Source organism: Anaerocolumna jejuensis DSM 15929, from assembly GCF_900142215.1.
Classification (GTDB): Bacteria; Bacillota; Clostridia; order Lachnospirales; family Lachnospiraceae; genus Anaerocolumna; species Anaerocolumna jejuensis.
In genome coordinates this window covers 1-16,918 of record NZ_FRAC01000011.1, presented here as the reverse complement: position 1 = coordinate 16,918, position 16,918 = coordinate 1, and the positions used below count along the sequence as shown (strand labels likewise).

General features: G+C 38.7%; 13 protein-coding genes and 1 tRNA gene. 11 read left to right on the top strand and 3 right to left on the bottom strand.

Features of this window, described 5'->3' with window-relative positions; translation table 11 throughout:
• Positions 1-414: 414 nt before the first annotated feature.
• The 10 genes from BUB77_RS11195 to BUB77_RS11150 all read left to right on the top strand — a co-directional run bounded on the left by BUB77_RS11195 (position 415) and on the right by BUB77_RS11150 (position 11,072).
• Positions 415-726, top strand: coding sequence for a hypothetical protein (locus BUB77_RS11195; RefSeq protein WP_073275871.1), 312 nt, complete (start codon positions 415-417; stop codon positions 724-726).
• A gap of 24 nt (positions 727-750) precedes the next feature.
• Positions 751-1,785: a V0D/AC39 family V-type ATPase subunit gene (locus BUB77_RS11190; RefSeq protein ID WP_073275869.1), complete on the top strand. Its 1,035-nt coding sequence runs from the start codon at positions 751-753 to the stop codon at positions 1,783-1,785.
• Between the two features lie 16 nt (positions 1,786-1,801).
• Positions 1,802-3,703, top strand: a complete 1,902-nt coding sequence (locus BUB77_RS11185; protein ID WP_073275867.1) for a V-type ATP synthase subunit I — start codon at positions 1,802-1,804, stop codon at positions 3,701-3,703.
• A 26-nt stretch (positions 3,704-3,729) separates the two neighbouring features.
• Positions 3,730-4,155 (top strand): ATP synthase subunit C, encoded by a 426-nt coding sequence (locus BUB77_RS11180; RefSeq protein ID WP_073275865.1) that lies wholly within the window; start codon positions 3,730-3,732, stop codon positions 4,153-4,155.
• Positions 4,156-4,400: 245 nt separating this feature from the next.
• The gene (locus BUB77_RS11175) at positions 4,401-4,709 is read left to right on the top strand and encodes a V-type ATP synthase subunit F (protein ID WP_073275863.1); all 309 of its coding nucleotides are present in this window, start codon (positions 4,401-4,403) and stop codon (positions 4,707-4,709) included.
• Between the two features lie 12 nt (positions 4,710-4,721).
• A complete protein-coding gene (locus BUB77_RS11170) occupies positions 4,722-5,291 on the top strand; it encodes a V-type ATP synthase subunit E (RefSeq protein ID WP_073275861.1) in 570 nt (189 codons plus the stop codon).
• A gap of 73 nt (positions 5,292-5,364) precedes the next feature.
• Complete coding sequence (locus BUB77_RS11165; protein WP_073275859.1) at positions 5,365-7,131, top strand: V-type ATP synthase subunit A; 1,767 nt, start codon at positions 5,365-5,367, stop codon at positions 7,129-7,131.
• A gap of 14 nt (positions 7,132-7,145) precedes the next feature.
• Positions 7,146-8,531 (top strand): V-type ATP synthase subunit B, encoded by a 1,386-nt coding sequence (locus BUB77_RS11160; RefSeq protein ID WP_073275857.1) that lies wholly within the window; start codon positions 7,146-7,148, stop codon positions 8,529-8,531.
• 59 nt (positions 8,532-8,590) lie between these two features.
• A complete protein-coding gene (locus BUB77_RS11155) occupies positions 8,591-9,208 on the top strand; it encodes a V-type ATP synthase subunit D (protein ID WP_073275855.1) in 618 nt (205 codons plus the stop codon).
• A gap of 322 nt (positions 9,209-9,530) precedes the next feature.
• Complete coding sequence (locus BUB77_RS11150) at positions 9,531-11,072, top strand: D-alanyl-D-alanine carboxypeptidase family protein (RefSeq protein WP_073275853.1); 1,542 nt, start codon at positions 9,531-9,533, stop codon at positions 11,070-11,072.
• A gap of 123 nt (positions 11,073-11,195) precedes the next feature.
• On the opposite strand, the gene BUB77_RS11145 is transcribed toward BUB77_RS11150, so the two are convergent.
• The 3 genes from BUB77_RS11145 to BUB77_RS11135 all read right to left on the bottom strand — a co-directional run bounded on the left by BUB77_RS11145 (position 11,196) and on the right by BUB77_RS11135 (position 13,783).
• Positions 11,196-11,269 (bottom strand) — tRNA-Arg (locus tag BUB77_RS11145).
• A 106-nt stretch (positions 11,270-11,375) separates the two neighbouring features.
• Positions 11,376-12,266 (bottom strand): DUF3881 family protein, encoded by an 891-nt coding sequence (locus BUB77_RS11140; RefSeq protein WP_073275851.1) that lies wholly within the window; start codon positions 12,264-12,266, stop codon positions 11,376-11,378.
• A 440-nt stretch (positions 12,267-12,706) separates the two neighbouring features.
• On the bottom strand, positions 12,707-13,783 hold the full coding sequence (locus BUB77_RS11135; protein WP_073275849.1) for an HD-GYP domain-containing protein: 1,077 nt from the start codon (positions 13,781-13,783) through the stop codon (positions 12,707-12,709).
• Positions 13,784-14,206: 423 nt separating this feature from the next.
• Between BUB77_RS11135 and adhE the strand changes: the two genes are divergently transcribed.
• Positions 14,207-16,822: a bifunctional acetaldehyde-CoA/alcohol dehydrogenase gene (adhE, locus tag BUB77_RS11130; protein WP_073275847.1), complete on the top strand. Its 2,616-nt coding sequence runs from the start codon at positions 14,207-14,209 to the stop codon at positions 16,820-16,822.
• Positions 16,823-16,918: the final 96 nt, after the last annotated feature.

The following is a 16,918-nucleotide window of genomic DNA, read 5'->3' as shown; positions in this document are numbered from 1 at the left end:
CCTACAAAACTACAAATTATTATATTATACGACCTAATTCTTATTGAAATTTTTGCTAATTCATTATATCATACAAATAAAGAATAACAAGTGATTTATACACGGCAATTTATATATGATTTTATATGCTTATAATAATTTAATTTTTTCATTATTTCATTTAATTATTATTAATAAATTGTTAATAAATTATCGAAATTTGTACATTTTAACGATAGCATTTTTTAATTTCTGTAGTATTATATAGCTGTGTTCCAGCTTGAAAATAGGAATTTTATTAACTATTTTTTGTCTGGTAATAAGGTCACATGCTTTATATTCTTTCAAGGTTAATTCTATCTGGCTTACAATTATTATATATACTGCGTATATTATACGTAAGCCGAACAAAAAATAAACGCAAGGAGGTTTAACATGGAAAATGTAATTGGTCTTTTACACGACATTGAAGAAAAAGCAAATCTTATCATTGCACGTGCCAACGATGAAAAAGTGAAATTACACGAAGCCTTAAAAAACGATTTGGAAAAGTTGGATAAAGACGTAGCTGATAGCACTAATGCAAAACTTCTTGTATTAAAAAATCAGGTAAGCAAAGAATTAGCCGCCGAAAAAGAAGCTATAACAAAAGACTGGGAAAAACAACTTGCCGACTTGGAAGCTAATTATACCATGAACCATGATATGTATGTCGATAAGATAATACAGGAAATCATAAGTGAGTAAACAATTAGTTCAGGGAGGTTTGTTATGAGCAATTTATTAGTCTATAGCGGGATTGTTACAAAGACCAGGGCCCTGGAGGCGAAAGCTGTAAAAGGCGCAGAATATCAGACAATAGCAAACTTTGAATCTACAGCTGATTTTATTGCGTACTTAAAATCTCATCCTGGGTATGACACTATATTTGGGGGAATTGATGAGAACCTTATTCACCGCGGACAGGTTGAAGCAATGATAACCAACTGCCTGTACAAGGATTTTTCCAAATTATACAGCTTCTCAAATCCCGAGCAAAGAAAAGTACTTGATATTGTCTTTCTCCGCTACGAAGTGAACATATTAAAATACTGTATGCACATGGTCTACAATCAGCACAGGCAATATGATCTGGACAGCATAGCCGATTTCTTTCACAGGCATTCAAGTATTGATATTACGTCACTTGCCACTTCAAAAACCATGGAAGAATATGTGGAGCATCTTAAGGGAAGTGATTACTATCAGGCCCTTACCAGTATCCAGAAAACGGATATTACTTCCTTTGATTATGAGATGAAGCTTGATATTCAGTATTTTATGAAAGCATGGAAGTTGAAGGACAAGGCACTTTCCGGCGATAATTTGGATTATGTTACTACTACCTTGGGTCTTGAAATAGACCTGCTAAACATAATGTGGCTATACCGTTCCAAAAAGTTTTATAATCCTCAGATTAAGGATTCATACGCCTACATTATTCCCATCACTTATAAATTAAAAAAGGATAAGTTGATAAAACTGATGGAAACCTCCACCATTGATGAGTTCAGCGGGGTATTAAGAACAACTCCTTATGAGTTTATGATTCCTTCTCTCGCAAATGGAACAGTCGAAAAGGTATATCAGAAGACTCTATATAAGAATTATAAGCTTTTTAGTGATAAATACCCGAATTCCATGGCACCCATCAGTTATTATTTGTATCTTAAGAAGTCCGAAATAGACAGGCTTACATCCGCACTGGAATGTATCCGCTATAAACTGGACCCTCAGGATACACTAAAATACATTACAATTACTTGAATCGGAGGTGCAATAATTGATTGAAAAGATGAGATTTATCACCATTACCGGTCCAAAAGCTGAGTTTGACAGAGTTGTAGGCGTATATTTGAACAAATATGAAATTCACCTTGAAAATGCTCTATCCGAACTTAGTTCCGTTCAGGATTTAAAGCCCTTTGTTGAAACAAATCCCTATAAAGATGTTTATTCAAAGGCTCTTGAACTGGCAGAAAGGTTTGATAAGAAGCAGCCCGCTAAAGCAATTAACATGACCCTTTCCGAAGCCTCCACGATTATACTGTCGGCTTCCAGGGAAATGGAAGATTTGACCTCTCAAAAGAAAAAGCTGGGAGTCGAAAGAGAGCATTTACTGGAGCTTCAGAAAAGAATTGAACCCTTCCGTCCGCTGGACTACGAAATTGATAAAATTCTGGCTTTCAAATTTATTAAATACCGTTTTGGACGAATTTCCACTGAGTATTACACCAAATTCTCAAAATTTGTGTATGAAAGCCTGACCACAATGTTTATTGAATGTGGAAAAGATACGGACTATGTCTGGGGTGTGTATTTCGTACCGGAAGCAGAGGCTGAAAAAACAGATACTATATTTTCCTCTCTTCATTTTGAAAATATATCCCTTACCTCAGAATATGAAGGAACGCCGGAACAGGTCTATAATTCCATCATCAAAAAATTGGAGGATAACCAAAAGGCAATTGACAGCCTCAACGAGGAAATGAAGAATCGTCTGAGCAGCAGGTCCGAGCAGATATTAAATGCCTATGAAACCATCTGTGTATACTCCAATAATTTCGATGTCAGAAAAGTGGCTGCCTGTACGACTGTTTCAAAAAGAAATGCCTTTTATTTCATACTCTGCGGATGGATAGCGGAGGACAGTATTGAAGAACTGCTCCGCGACATAGACAAAGACAAGAACATTTACTGTATGACGGAAAAGGATATTTCAAATATCAAGACAAAGCCGCCTACAAAGTTAAGAAACCTTAAAATATTCAGGCCCTTTGAAATGTTCATAAAGATGTACGGCCTGCCTGCTTACAATGAAATAGATCCTACGTTTTTTGTTGCGATTACCTATTCGATCATCTTTGGTATCATGTTCGGAGATGTAGGGCAGGGACTGTGCCTTGCAATAGGCGGTTGCCTACTTTACTATTTTAAAAAGATACCTTTGGCAGCTATTATAGCCACAGCCGGTATTTTCTCCACAATAATGGGCTTTATGTATGGCAGCATATTTGGATTTGAAGATATCCTTCCCCATATATGGCTAAATCCAATGGAGAATGTCATGACAGTGTTGCTGATAGCCGTAGCTTTCGGTTCCGGCCTTATCATAATAGCCATGGTCATTAACATCATCAACGGAATAAAAATGAAAGATGTTGAAAAGATTTTCTTTGATACCAACGGTGTAGCCGGCCTTGTATTTTACGTCATGGTACTTGTATGTGTCGTATTGGTAGCAACCGGTAATCCTATGCCTGCCGGGATTGTACTCCTTGTCTTCCTGGGAATTCCTCTTATACTTATCTTTTTAAGAGAGCCCCTTTCCCATTTGGTAGAAAAGAAGGCAGAAATACTACCCGAGCAAAAAGGAATGTTCTTTTTGGAATCATTTTTTGAACTGTTTGAAATTGTTTTAAGTTATCTTACAAATTCTATTTCCTTCCTGCGTGTCGGTGCATTTGCAATCAGCCATGCAGCCATGATGGGCGTCGTTATGTTATTTGCCGGAGCCCATTCAGGGAACCCTAATATATTGGTTGTAATTATTGGTAATATCTTTGTAGCAGGTATGGAAGGCCTGATTGTTGGTATCCAGGTACTGCGTCTTGAATATTACGAAATGTTCAGCCGGTTCTACAGTGGGACAGGAAAAGGATTTAAACCATATAAAAGTAAATAATAGTTAAATTTAAGGAGGAACATATTATGACAATGACAGTAAAAATCATCTTAGTAGTAGCATTAGTATTAAGTATCGCAATTCCCTTTGGAGCATTCTTACTCAGTGAAAAGAAAAAAGGCAATTTCAAAGCAACCGTACTCGCAAACACATTTTTCTTCTTTGGTACCTTAGTAATCGCTCACATTATATTGTTCACCGGTAAAGTATCCGCAGCAGATGCAACTGCTGCAGCCGCTACTGCTGAAGGTTGGAAATACTTAGCAGCCGCTCTTTCAACCGGTTTATCCTGTATCGGTGGTGGTATCGCCGTTGCTTCCGCTGCTTCCGCTGCCTTAGGTGCTATGAGTGAAGATTCCAGCATCATGGGTAAAGCACTTATCTTCGTAGCTCTTGCAGAAGGTATTGCTCTCTACGGTTTAATCGTATCTTTCTCTATATTAGCAAAATAAATATGATAAAAGGACGTGTGAAGGTAAACTGCTTTCACAATTGCTTCCCTTGCATACCGCAGACTAATCTGCGGTACTGCCTTAAATAAGGGAGCAAAATGTGAAAGCGCCTTTCTTTCGCACCTAACTTCATGTAAATCGCAAGATAGCTTGCGAAACTGCTTAAATAAGGGGTGTAAAAATATATATTGCTTTTACACTGCTTTGCATAAGGCTTTTCTCTTACTAATTAAGGAGGTAACTGTATGCGTATGTTTCTTATCAGTGATAATGTTGATACCTACACCGGAATGCGTCTTACAGGCGTTGACGGGGTTGTCATACATTCCAGGAAACATTTAAAAGAACAACTGGATAAAGCGCTTGCAGATAAAACCATCGGAGTTCTTCTGATTACAGAAAAATTCAGCCGTGAATTCCCTGATATTATAAATGATGTAAAATTAAACCGAAAGCTTCCGCTGATTGTTGAAATTCCTGACCGCCACGGAACGGGAAGAAAGCCTGATTTTATTACTTCCTATGTAAATGAAGCAATTGGAATAAAGTTGTAAAGGGAGATGTCTATGACTTTAGATGAAAAATTAGAACAATTTTATAATTCTGCAATGGAAAGCGCTACTAGTCAGAATATTGAAATAATAGAAGAATATCAGAAGTCTCTGCAGCTGATATATGATGAGCACAAGGAAGAGGAAATAAGGAAAGCTGACGCAGCTTACCGTGCCGAATCCGAAAGGCTTCTTCGTGAAAAGAACAAGGATGTGGCCAGTGAGTCCATCAACCTGAAAAGGAAGTTAAGTGACAGGGCATATGATTTGAAAGCCCAGTTATTCGGGGATGTATCTACTAAGCTGCAGGGCTATATGAAAACTTCTGAATATAATGATCTTTTAGCAAGGCAGATAAAAACTGCAAGAGATTTTGCAGGCAAAGATAAGATCACAATCTATATCAATCCTACGGATGCTGCCCAGAAAGCTTCTCTGGAAGCCTCAACCGGCGTGGAATTAACCGTAAGTGACCGTGATTTTATAGGTGGTATAAGAGCTGTTATTCAGGAAAAAAGCATTTTGATAGATAATTCATTTCTGACCAGAATGGAAGAATCCAAGAATAAATTCGCTGTAGGTTAATTATTAATAACTTATAAGCCAGTATCATAACTAAAAATGCCATGTGAAAGAAGAAAGGGGAGTTATCTCCATTATGAATATAACAGGAAAAATATACGGAATTAACGGACCAATTGTATATGTGGCAGGCAATCAGGGCTTTAAAATGGGCGAAATGGTTCTTGTTGGCAAAGAAAAGTTGGTCGGAGAAGTAATCGGTCTTACAAAAGATAGGACCACTATTCAGGTATATGAAGAGACCACTGGTATGAAACCTGGTGAAATAGTATATTCAACAGGTGCTGCTATTTCCGTAACCTTAGCACCCGGTATTATCAGTAATATTTTTGACGGTATAGAACGTCCTTTAACAGAAATCGCAAAAGCTTCGGGAGCCTATATCTCCAGAGGTGTAAGTGTTGATGCCCTTGATACCACTAAGCTTTGGGATGTACATGTAACGGTAAAGGAAGGGGATAAAATATACGGAGGCACTATTATTGCCGAAGTTCCCGAAACCCGTGCTATTGTGCATAAATCCATGGTACCTCCGGATGTTACCGGTGTTGTTGTAAAAGCCGTAAGGGACGGACAATATACCATAAACGATACCATTATTACAATTAAAACACCCGAGGGTGAAGAAAAAGATTTAACCTTAACACAGAAGTGGCCTATTCGTGTTCCAAGACCTACTTCCAAAAGATATCCTGCCGACCGTCCTTTGATTACCGGACAGCGTATCCTGGATACCATGTTCCCTATTGCAAAAGGCGGTACTGCTGCTATTCCCGGCGGTTTCGGAACCGGTAAGACAATGACACAGCATCAGCTTGCAAAATGGTCCGATGCAGATATCATCGTATATATCGGCTGCGGTGAGCGTGGAAACGAAATGACAGAAGTATTGGAGGACTTCTCCAAGTTAGTGGACCCGAAATCCGGCAATCCCTTACTTGACAGAACAACCCTTATTGCCAATACCTCCAACATGCCCGTTGCCGCCCGTGAAGCAAGTATTTATACCGGTATTACTTTAGCGGAATACTACCGTGACATGGGATACCATGTAGCAATCATGGCGGACTCCACATCCCGTTGGGCAGAGGCTCTTCGTGAATTGTCCGGACGTCTGGAAGAAATGCCTGCAGAAGAAGGCTTCCCCGCATACCTGGCCTCCAGGCTGTCAGCCTTCTATGAAAGAGCCGGCTTTATGCAGAACTTAAATGGAACAGAAGGCAGTGTATCCATTATCGGTGCCGTATCCCCTCAGGGCGGTGATTTCTCCGAACCCGTTACACAAAATACCAAGCGTTTCGTTCGCTGCTTCTGGGCTTTGGATAAATCCCTTGCTTATGCAAGACATTTCCCCGCCATTCACTGGCTGACCAGCTACAGCGAGTACTTGAATGACCTGGCTCCCTGGTACACAGAAAATGTCGGCAGCGATTTTATAGACTGCAGAAATCAGATTTTAAGTCTGCTGACCCAGGAAAACCAATTAAATGAAATCGTAAAGCTTATCGGTAGTGATGTACTTCCCGACGACCAGAAGCTGGTACTTGAAATTGCCAGAGTAATCCGTCTGGGCTTTGTTCAGCAGAATGCTTACCATCCTTCCGATACTTATGTACCTTTGGATAAACAGCTTAAAATGATGCATACCATACTTTACCTCTATTCCAAATCAAAGCAGCTCATTGGTATGAATATGCCTATGTCACTGTTAAAGCAGGAGGATATCTTTGAAAAGATTATATCCATTAAGTATGACGTTGCAAATGACGAACTTTTCAAATTTGATCACTATACAGCTATGATTGATGACTTCTATAATCGCATCATGGCCAAGAACGGTTAAGGAGGATTAAAACTATGGCAATAGAATATTTAGGATTAAGTGAAATAAACGGCCCTCTTATTGCTATTGAGGGTATACGTGATGCCTCCTATGATGAAATCGTAGAACTGACCGTAAACGGAAGTAGGAAAATCGGTAGAATTGTAGAAATATACGAAGACAAAGCAGTTATACAGGTATTCCAGGGAACAGAAGAAATGTCCCTTAACAACACCCATACCAAGCTTACCGGCCATCCCCTGGAAGTAGCTCTTTCACCGGATATCTTAGGCCGTGTATTCAATGGTATCGGCCAGCCTATTGACGGCCTTGGCCCCATCGTACCCGAGGTCAGCAAGGATGTAAATGGTCTTCCCTTAAATCCCTGCACCAGAGAGTACCCAAGAAACTATATCCATACAGGTATCTCTGCAATTGACTGTCTGACGACCTTGATTCGTGGTCAGAAGCTTCCTATCTTCTCAGGAAATGGTCTTCCCCATGACCAGCTGGCAGCACAGATTGTTAAGCAGGCTTCCTTAGGTGAGAACAGCGATGAAGAATTCGCTATCGTATTTGCCGCCATGGGTGTTAAGCATGATGTTGCTGATTTCTTCCGCCGTACCTTTGAGGAAAGCGGTGCAACACCTCACGTAGTAATGTTTTTAAATCTTGCAAATGACCCTGTAGTAGAAAGATTAATCACCCCCAAGGTAGCGTTAACCGCAGCAGAATATCTTGCCTTTGAAAAGGGAATGCATATTCTCGTTGTATTGACCGATATGACCTCCTTTGCAGAGGCCATGCGTGAGGTATCCTCCTCCAAGGGTGAAATCCCCAGTAGAAAGGGTTATCCCGGTTACCTCTACAGTGAACTGGCAACTATTTATGAAAGAGCCGGTATCGTTAGAGACCGCAAGGGTTCTGTTACACAGATTCCTATCCTTACAATGCCAAATGATGATATTACCCATCCTATCCCCGACTTGACCGGATATATTACAGAAGGCCAGATAGTACTTGACCGTTCCATTTATCAGAAAACGGTCTATCCTCCTATCAACATCCTTCCTTCCCTTTCCCGTCTTATGAAGGACGGTATCGGTAAAGGATACACCAGAGAAGATCATCAGGATCTATCCAGCCAGTTATTTTCCTCTTATGCCCGCGTGGGAGATGCAAGAGCCCTTGCCAGTGTAATCGGCGAGGATGAACTTTCTCCTATCGATAAGAAGTACCTGAAATTCGGTGAAGCTATGGAACATGAATTCATTGCCCAGGGAATGAATGAAAACCGCAGTATTGTTCAAACTCTTGATTTAGGCTGGAAACTGCTTCGTATGCTTCCAAGAGAAGAGCTGGATAGAATTGATACCAAGATTCTGGATAAATACTATATCGAATCAGACGCTTCCAAATAAGTACCTGAATTAAGTTCATCCGTGAATACGGATGCAGCAGAAAGGCATGGGTGTAATATATGGATCCGAATACCTTCCCCACCAAGGGAAATCTAATATTAGCAAAAAACTCTCTTGCCTTAGCCAAACAAGGTTACGAGCTGATGGACAAGAAAAGAAATATCTTAATCCGTGAGCTTATGGAGCTGATTGATAAGGCAAGGGATATCCAGACAGAAATCGATGGAACTTTTACCAGTGCATATTCCGCTTTGCAGAAAGCCAATATTGAAATGGGAATCCGGAACGTAGAGGATTTAAGCTTTACTATTCCGGAGGAAAATTCCATCGAAATAAAGCAAAGAAGTATTATGGGTACGGAAATCCCCCTGGTCGAATTTGAACTGGAGGATGAAAAGCCTACCTATTCCTTCTTCAATACCAGAGTATCTCTGGATGAAGCTACCAGCAGCTTTCGAAAGGTAAAGGAGCTTACCCTCCGGCTTGCCACCATTGAGAACTCAGCTTACCGTCTGGCAGCAAGTATAAACAAAACCCAAAAACGTGCCAATGCCTTAAAGAACATCACTATCCCTAATTATGCCCAACTTGTCCATGACATACAAAATGCCCTGGAAGAAAAGGAAAGGGAAGAGTTTACAAGGCTTAAGGTAATTAAGAACTGGCGCGATAAATAATTAATCTATATAATTAATCAAAAAAATATATCAAAATATGCATTATCTCTAGTAAAACTATTTAGAGATAATGCGTTTTTTTTACTTACGGATATTAATTTTTTCTTAACCTCTGATAAAGTCTTGATACAACCTGTGAAATCATCTATAATATATTAATATAATGTAAACTCCGTCTTATACCGGACAAACCGACAACATAGAGAAATTGCATCTGAGAAAGCTTTCAAGGAAGTTAATTCTTTAAAAGCCAATTTGAATAATAACTAATAAATATCAAGAAAAGTCTCATACTATAATTATTGCCTTTAAAGGAGCTGTTATGAAAAAGTCACTCTTTCTTATAAGCGCATTATGCATGCTTATTTTAAATACAACCCTTACCAATGTACAAGCCCAGACTATCTCCTCTGATCAAACAGTAAATACAGCGTCTGCCGCCGATAAAACAACGGACACCCCGTCAAAGACCTCTACCCCTGATGACAAAAAAACTACTGAAAAGAAAAACACCACGACCTCAAAGAAGGAAAATCCCGCTCTCAATGCAGGAGATAAGCCTTCCGTAGCTTCAGAGGCTGCAATCGTCATGGAAGCCTCTACCGGTGCCATACTGTATGCCAAGAATATACATGCAAAGCATTACCCTGCAAGTATAACCAAAATACTGACAACCCTGGTAGCACTTGAAAATTCAAATCTCAGTGATGTCGTGACTTTTTCTAAAAATGCAGTATACGACGTGGATTTACAAAGCAGCCGTTTAGGCGTTGATGTAGGAGAAAAGCTTACTATGGAACAAAGCCTTTATGCCGTAATGCTTCAATCGGCCAATGAGGTTGCCTACGGTGTTGCCGAACATATATCCGGCAGTGTTCCCGCTTTTACAGCACTTATGAATAAGACTGCTAAAAGCCTTGGGTGTGTGGACTCCAATTTTGATAATCCCCACGGACTTCCGGATGAAAACCACTATTCCAGTGCCTATGATATGGCTCTTATATCAAGAGCAGCAATCAATAACGAAGCCTTTCGAAAAATAACCGGAACCAGAACCTATGCTATTCCTCCCACTAACGTTCATACCGATACTACCTATTTAGCAAACCACCATAAAATGATTAAAGGTGTCATCCCCTATGATGGAATCATCGGCGGTAAGACAGGATATACCTCTAAGGCAAGATATACCCTTGTAACCTTCGCAGAGCGTAACGGTATGACATTGATCAGTGTTATCATGTGCTGTGACAGTATTCCCAATGAATACGGCGATACCAAAGCACTTCTCAATTACGGCTTTGAAAATTATAACCTTTATAATATATCAAAAGAAGTAAACCCTGACAAAGAGGGGTCAGATTCTTTATTTACAAAATATGCTCCTTTGTTTAACAGGGAAACTTCCTCATTAAAATTAAGCACCAAAGGAAGTGTCGTATTACCCAAAGGTGTGGCCTTCTCCAAAACAAAGAAAACCATCTCCTATACACCTGCTGAAAATATTAAAAGCGGTGAAAATGTCATAGGAGCCATGCGTTTTACCTATAATAATACCTTTGTAGGCTCCGCAGACATCGTATATACCAAAACAGCGTCCTCCAATATGCTAAATAATAAAATCATCCCGGAAACCCCTAAGACCATCGTTACAAAGGGAGTTAAAATGCCTGTGGACAGTAATGCCAATAACCATAGATTACGTATCATTATCATATCAATTATTGTCATCGTAATCCTTGTATCGGCGGCCTTGTATCTTTTATTTGTGGAATTGCCCTATCGAAAGCGCAGGAACGCTTATACTGCCAAAAGAAAGAAATCCAAAAGCTACTTCTCTAAAAATGACTATTTGGACTTATAAAGATATAACAAGCAAGAAAGAAACGGTTCCTTAATAGATATTGGTAAATATGAAAAATGTATCCCATTATTGATAAGGAACCAGAAATAAAGGCTGTTGAAGAAATTCTTCAACAGCCTTTCGCGTTCCCGACACGATTTGAACGTGCGACCTATCGCTTAGGAGGCGATCGCTCTATCCTGCTGAGCTACGAGAACGTGCTTTTATAAGCAGCTGCCTGCAATGGACATTACAAATGGCAGCAAAAATATTCTACTATTTTCAGGACAAATAGTCAACCCCAAAACATAACAAAATTTCAATTTATGCATTATTAAAGCTAAAATCAACAAATCCCTGGAGCCATATATTTCCTTTAAATCTTCTTCCCACTAAGGGCTCACCGTAAAGGTCATTCTTATTAATTGCAACCTGAAAGACAACGTCATTACAGGAAATGCCCAGGTTGTAAATCTCTTCACCGGTAATATCATTCTTTAAAGTCTCAAAATCAAGTATCGTTCCCAGAATCGTATAATTATCGGATTCCGAGCCATAGGGCGTAAAGGAGGTCTCAACTATTGTATAGATATCCTCCACCTTGGCACGCCTTGATATCATAGCATACATATCAATATCATCAATTGTAAGACTGTCTATCGCTTCCTGGTTTCCCTTTTTGGCCTCTGAAATCAGCTGCCTTCTGTATTGAACCTCTGCCGAATTGCTTTTAGCCAGCTTCTCATCTCTTTCTAAAGGCAGCAATACCTTTCCGGATACTGAAAGGGCCGATAAATATATTGGATATGGCCGATCAAGCTGTTTTTTATTTTTTATTTCATCAAAATAATCCACCACATTCTGCAGATAAAAGATTAATGAAACGCCTAATCTGACATCATCGCTCATGCCTGTATATGCGTCTGTATCCACCCTTTTAATAATAGATACATCTTCCTTTGTACTCATATAGCTTCCTTTGATATAGGGGAAATAATGCTCCATATAGAACTTACCCTCTTTATCAAACTCACCTCTGACAGTAATGCCTATTTGCTTGCTGAAAAGCTTGGTAATCTCAGCCAGTGTCCTGCCATCCTGTAATGTATAACTTCTCTTTTCAGAAGAAGACTCAGTAATCAACTGTATTAAGTTTTCTAGATCCAATCTATCTTTAACATTTGAAAACCCAATTGCTCTCAAAAAACTATGCATAATAACCTCATTTCTGAATAATCAAGCTCATTGAATATTCACTAATACGTAGCAGTTCCCTTTTTATATCCCTATCTTTCATAACCGGAATATCAGGTTAGCGTGTGAAAATGACCTTGCATTTACACAAATACCCTTTGCAAGCCGCATCGGTTAACTTATGGCTCTGCTATAAAATAAAAGTGTAAAATGTATTGTTTCACACTAACAGCTATGCTTTCCCAGCACGCCGTAAGATTGGGCCGAGGATTTCACAGGCACAACAATCTTGTGTGTGAAAATGCTTTTTAATTTTCACACTACCTCCTGCTAAATACAATAATTAGATTACCTTATTATATGGAGGTTAGCTTATTTAACATACCCATAAAAATAAAAACAATAAATATGAATTACTTATAACACATTTTATGAAAGCTGGCAAGATAAATCGCTTGGTTTTAATAGTATTCTTCTGTATCTAAGGCATCTACTATCATAACGGAAAGCTCTACCTTTAAATCCTTTTCAATCCAGTTGACAAAGTCATTGCCATCGGCGTCTGTCAGCATACGCAAAACCGGTCTTGTAGGGCATTTTGTGTTTTGTCTTAATACAATTCCCTTCTCACCTTCATTGGTTATAACGATGGTTCCATTGGGATAAGCCGCTACCAGCTCAATAAAACAATTTACAACATCAAAATCAAACTTAATGCTTGCCTGGCTCAGGATATAATCCAGCGCATGATGCACTTTAAGCTTTGGCATCATAAAGCCGTAGGTCAGACTGTCAAAAGTATCACAAACAGCTACTATTTTACTTCCTATTTTTATTTTATCTCCTTTTTTATGAAAAGGAAAGCCTGTACCATCATTTCTTTCATGATGGCAGAGAATAATATCCTTGGAAGCTACCGGGAGCCAGCTCTCCTTTATAACAGAAGAATAACCATAAACAACATGTTTCATTAATTCCTTCTGTTCCTCTTTGCTTCCATTTAAATAATTGAAATCCTGATAATCGATTTTGACAAGGTTATACCCCATATCGTGAAGCAAGCTTCCTATAGCTATCTGCCTGACCTTTTCCTTAGGCAGCTTCATCCTTAAGGCTATCAGAACAGACATAGCGCATACATTTAAAGAATGGGAATAGGTACTCTCACTCTTCTTCCGAATGCCGGATATGCTGTATAATACGTTAGGAGAATTAACTATATCACAAATGATATTCTCTGCAATATTTTTAATTTCCTCAAGCTCACCATAACCCTGATAAGTATACCGTTCAATAATATCCCTTACGATATCCTGGCATTCTTCTTTAATTTTTTCTTCAAGATTCTCTTCTTCGTTTATACCTCTGGATAACTCATCTTCCACACAGATATAACTATATCCTAACTCTTTTAATTTTCTGGCATATTCTATCTTTACAGGGGAACCTGCTGTCATTATCACAATACCGCTATCTGAAACAACATCCCTCGCAAGTAATTCATGACCCTTGATTGAATCAAGTAAAACCTTTCTCATACAAACACCTCATGTATATACAAAAGGAATTTGCCATCATCCTTTGTATTCTCTAATAAAGATTGATATATTTGGCTACTACATAATACAATATCTAATAATTCTTACTATGTCAATAAGGACATAAAAAATTGTTTTCTTTACTTGTTAATAAAATAACAATATTGTCCTAAAAGCAATCTTTTTTTATGCAAAATAACCCATGCCAAATAAAATGCTGAGGGCATTGTTATAGCACTTGTGCATGATGTATATTTTCACTTACTAATGGATATAATATTAGTTAGTAATTTATGCATTGTTTACAAATGATTTGTTTGACAAAATAATTATAATCTGGTATATTGAAGATGTTAAGAGATACAAATCAACTTGTTAATTATTTAACACATTATACATTGCCACAAAATAAGGAGGATTACCATGAGTGAAAAGAATCAACCTACCCCTCAGGAACATGTAGATGAACTGGTAAAAAATGCTCAAGTAGCTTTAAAGGAATTCATGAAATACGACCAGGAGCAAATCGATGTTATTGTTCATGAAATGGCCCTGGCAGGTCTCGCTAAACAGCAATATCTTGCAAAATTAGCTGTGGAAGAAACCCAAAGAGGTATTTATGAGGATAAGATAACAAAGAATATATTTGCAACAGAATATATCTGGCACTCTATTAAATATCAAAAAACTGTAGGCATCATTGAAGACAACGAAGAAGAAGATTACATGACAGTTGCTGAACCTATCGGTATCGTAGCTGGTGTTACTCCGGTAACCAATCCTACTTCTACTACAATGTTTAAAATATTATCCTGTATTAAAACAAGAAATCCTATTATCTTTGGTTTCCATCCAAGTGCCCAGAAGTGCTCCAAGGCTGCCGCACAGACCTTATATGAGGCAGCTATTAAGGCTGGTGCTCCGAAAAACTGTATTCAGTGGATCGAGTATCCTTCCGTAGAAGCAACCTCCGTACTTATGAATCACCCCGGTGTTGCTTGTATCCTTGCTACCGGTGGACCTGGTATGGTAAAAGCTGCTTACTCTTGTGGAAAGCCGGCTCTCGGTGTTGGTCCTGGTAATGTTCCTTGCTTTATAGAAAAAACTGCTGTTTTAAAACGTGCAGTAAATGACCTTGTTTTATCAAAGTCCTTTGATAACGGTATGATTTGTGCTTCCGAGCAGGCAGCTATTGTAGAAGCACCTGTTTATAAGGAAGTAATTGAACTTATGAAAAAAGCTGGCTGCTTCTTTGCAACCAAGGAAGAAATCAAGAAATTAGAGCCTGTAGTTATTAATATGGAAAAGAGAAGTGTAAATCCTGCTATCGTAGGCCAGTCTCCTGCAGCTATTGCAGCTCTTGCCGGATTCACTATTCCTTCAGATACAAAAGTACTATGCACAGAGATCGAAGGCGTAGGCAGGGAATATCCACTTTCTATTGAAAAGTTATCCCCCGTTTTAGCAGTAGTAAAAGCAAAAGATGTGGAAGATGGTATGGTTCTTTGCGAAAAGATGTTGGCAAATGGTGGTATGGGACACTCTTCCGTACTTCATTCAACAAATCAGGCGGTTATTGAAGAATTCTCCAACCGTATGAAGACAGGCCGTATTATTATAAATTCTCCTTCAACTCATGGAGCAATCGGTGATTTATATAACACCAATATGCCTTCCCTGACACTTGGCTGCGGTTCCTATGGCGGAAACTCCACAACGCATAATGTATCAGCCGTTGACCTTGTAAATATCAAGCGTGTAGCTAAGAGGAGAAACAATATGCAATGGTTCAAGATTCCTAACAAGATTTACTTTGAATCAGGCTCAACAGCTTATCTTGCCAAGATGCCTGATATAACAAAAGCTTTTATCGTAACAGACCCTGCCATGACACAGCTTGGCTATGTTAACAAGGTGCTTTATCAGTTAAGAAAAAGAGAAGAATATGTTCACTGTGAAATATTTGACCAGGTTGAACCCGATCCTTCATTAGAAACAATCATGAAGGGCGTGGATTCCATGAACAAATTCAAACCTGATGTAATCATAGCATTAGGCGGTGGTTCAGCAATTGATGCTGCAAAGGGTATGTGGTTATTCTACGAAAACCCTGAAGCAGATTTCAAAAACATGTCACTTAAGTTCCTGGATATCAGAAAGCGTGCCTATAAATTCCCTGAGTTAGGAAAGAAAGCTAAATTAGTAGCTATTCCTACAACCTCCGGTACCGGTTCAGAAGTAACTTCCTTCGCCGTTATTTCAGATAAAGAAGAGAATAAGAAATACCCTCTTGCTGATTATGAGTTAACTCCGGATGTTGCAATCATTGACCCTGATTTTGTAATGACAGTACCTAAGAACTCTACTGCTTGGACAGGAATGGATGTATTGACCCATGCAATTGAAGCTTATATATCAATACTTGCTTCAGATTATACAGATGCCTTAGCTGTTCATGCAATTGAAATGGTATTCACTTATATAAAGAGATCTTACGAATTTGGCGAGAAGGACCCGGTTGCAAGAGAGAAAATGCATAACGCTTCTACCATTGCCGGTATGGCCTTTACAAATGCATTCCTTGGAATAAACCATTCCCTTGCTCATAAATTAGGCGGTGAGTATCATGTTCCTCATGGCTGTGCCAATGCAATATTACTTCCTCACGTAGTACGTTACAATGGTACCTCCTGCCCCACCAAATTTACTTCCTGGCCTAAATATGAAAGCTATATTGTAGGCGATAAGATCTTTACCTTAATGAAGAAATTAGGTTTTGCACCTAAGAATAATGATGATGCGGTTGAAATCCTGGCTACTGAGATTGAAAAGTTAAATGCCTTTTTAGGAATACCTGCAACATTAAAAGAATATGGTTTAGAGGAAAAGAGTTTCCTTTCCAAAGTAAACAGTTTAGCAGACTTAGCCTTTGGTGATCAGTGTACAACAGCCAATCCCAGACTTCCATTAGTATCTGAGTTAGAAGAGTTATATTTAATCGCATACTATGGAAAGAATAATATACCTGCCAAGAAATAATAGATAAGTGTTATACAAGAAGGCCGCCTTGAAAGGCGGCCTTCTTGTTATACTAACTCTATTTATTTTTATATTTCTCTTTTATATTTCTCTTTT